Genomic DNA, 2,398 nt, shown 5'->3' with positions numbered 1-2,398 from the left:
CTGGCCACGCTCACAACGACCTGCTGCAAAGCCTCGCCACGCGCGGCCTGGCGGGAGGGCTGAGCTGGTTGTTGCTGCTCGCGGTACCGGTCGCCGTGTTTGCCCGCTACCTGCGGGCCGGCGAGCCCGCGGTGGCCTTTGTCGCCTCAGTGGGGGTGATGCTGCCGGTGGGATATGCGGTGTTCGGACTGACCGAGGCGGTATTCTCCCGCAGCCTCTTTGTCACTTTCTTTGTGCTGACCCTGGCGGCCACCGGTGCCGCGCTGGTGCTCGAGCTGAACCGTGCCTGCAGCCGGCGGCGGGCGGTCAGCGTGTCGGCCATTGTCATTACGCGGGATGAAGAGCAGCATATCGGCGATTGCCTGGCCTCAGTGGCCGCGGTGGCCGACGAGATCATTGTGCTGGACAGCGGCAGTACGGATGCCACGGTTGAAATTGCCCGCCGCTACACGGACAAGGTGGTGGTCACCGACTGGCCCGGCTTTGGCATCCAGAAGCAGCGCGCCCTGGAACGCGCAACCGGCGACTGGGTACTTTCCATCGATGCGGATGAGCGGGTGAGCCCGGGGCTGGCGGCAGAGATCAACCATGTGCTTGCCGCCCCCACGGCGGACGCCTACTGCCTGCCCTGGGCAGTGACGATCTACGGCAGCCGGCTGGATTTCGGGCGCAGCGGGCGGGCGCCGCTGCGCCTGTTCCGGCGCGCTGGCGTGCGCTTTTCGGACGCGCTGGTGCACGAGAAAATACTGCTGCCGGAAGGGCGGCGGGTGCAGACCCTGCGCGGCAGGCTGGTGCACTACACCCACCGTGACTTCGGCCACGCCCTGCAGAAAGGGGCCCAGTATGCCTGGCTGGGCGCCGGCGAGAAGCACCGGCAGGGCAAGCGCGTGCGCTCCCTGCTGTACCCCACCCTGCGCGGCCTGCTCACCTTTGTCCACGTCTATGTGCTGCGCCTGGGCTTCCTCGACGGCCAGGTCGGCTTTCTCTCCGCGGTGCTGTATTCGCAGGTGAGCTTCAACAAGTACGCGGGCCTGTGGACCCGCGACCGGCCCCGCTACGGCTCTGACTGAGCAGTCACCCGCAGGGCCTTGCGCAGGCGCTGGCGCATCTTCAGCTTGCGCCACAGGTTCAGCGGCTTGCGTCGCGGCGTCGGACCCGCTGCCAGCACTTCATCCACCGCGTCCAGGATGCGCCCGCTGGCGCGGCCATCGCTGAACTCGTGCAGTTCCCGGCACAGGGCGCGGGCCGCCTCCAGCAGTGCGGCCGGGCGCTCCAGCGCCTCCGCCAGGGCGGCTTCCACCTCGTCCACGTGCTCCACGTCCAGCAGCCAGGGGCCCGCCATGCGACTGCGGTAGGTCACCACCGGCCGGTCCAGGAACATGAATTCGAACATGATGGAGGAGGTGTCGCAGAGCATGACATCGGCCTCCGCCAGCAGCGGCAGCAAGTCCGTATCGCTGTCGACAAAGCGCAGATTGGGTCCGCTGAGCGCCCGATAGCGGGCCACCACCTCCGGGTCCATTTTCGGGTGCAGGGTGACCAGGAAACGCCATTTCCCGCTCGCTGCCAGCCCGGCGATGACGCTTTCCAGCGCCGGTGCCGAGGTGATTGCCCGGCTGAAGGTGGAGGCGTAGAACACCACCGGCGGTGCATCGCTGCGGCGTGGCCTCGGTCCCGCGGGGGCACCGGCAGCGAACAGCGGGTCCAGCTTGGGCCAGCCGGTCCTGGCGACGCGAAAGTGGCCGTGGCGCTTGGCCAGGGCGGAGAACTTCGCGGTGTCTGTCTCGGCGTGGGTGCAGTAGAGATCGAACCAGCCGCGGATGGTGTAGTGGTCGCTCTCGGCTTCGCTGGCGTGGCCGCGCTTGTTGCGGGCCAGGCCGTGAAAGACTTCCACCTTGATGCCGGGGAGGCAATGCGGCACCCAGTCACCGGGCACGAAGGTCGCCACGGCGGGGTAGGCGCGGGCCTCCTCCAGCGTTGCCAGCAACCGCTCGTCCGCCCGCAGCGGCGCCGTGCTGCAGCCGGCCACAAACCAGGCCGCCTCGTCACCCCGGCGCCGGATCTCCGCCTGCAGCGGGCGCAGGATGGAGTAGGCATAGGGCTGGTTGACGAAAAACAGGTAGCGGCGCATGGGGGGCGATGTGGGTTCTGGACCGGGAAGCGCTGAGTCTAGCACAGTGCCTTATTCGGCAGGCTGACGGTAGGGGTTGGGCTCGCCGGGGGGCCGGTGGCGGAAGCGCTTGTACTCCCACTGGTACTGTTCCGGGGCCTCGCGGACACAGGCTTCCACCGAGCGGTTCAGCGCGGTGGTCGCCACCACCGGGTCGGGATCGGCAATACCCTCGGCGCAGCGACGCACCACCAGACGGAAGCCGCTGCCGTCGGGCAGCCGCTGGCA

At 68.7% G+C, this 2,398-nt stretch carries 3 protein-coding genes; 1 reads left to right on the top strand and 2 read right to left on the bottom strand.

Features of this window, described 5'->3' with window-relative positions:
• The coding region (locus tag RJQ10_RS16040) for a glycosyltransferase (protein ID WP_350148385.1) at nucleotides 1–1,070 on the top strand (1,070 nt) is incomplete at its 5' end.
• Here RJQ10_RS16040 and RJQ10_RS16035 read toward each other — a convergent pair.
• Nucleotides 1,055–2,131 carry a CDP-glycerol glycerophosphotransferase family protein gene (locus RJQ10_RS16035; RefSeq protein ID WP_350148384.1) on the bottom strand — a complete coding sequence of 359 codons (1,077 nt, stop codon included), beginning with the start codon at nucleotides 2,129–2,131 and terminating at the stop codon, nucleotides 1,055–1,057. The two genes, RJQ10_RS16040 and RJQ10_RS16035, sit on opposite strands and share 16 nt — an antisense overlap.
• Before the next feature lie 51 nt (nucleotides 2,132–2,182).
• On the bottom strand, nucleotides 2,183–2,398 hold a 216-nt coding region (locus tag RJQ10_RS16030), incomplete at its 5' end, for an LpxL/LpxP family acyltransferase (RefSeq protein WP_502880250.1).

Source organism: Haliea sp. (assembly GCF_040222615.1).
Classification (GTDB): domain Bacteria; phylum Pseudomonadota; class Gammaproteobacteria; order Pseudomonadales; family Halieaceae; genus Haliea.
The sequence above is the reverse complement of the archived record's forward strand: the minus strand, read 5'-3'. Positions and strand labels throughout refer to the sequence as shown.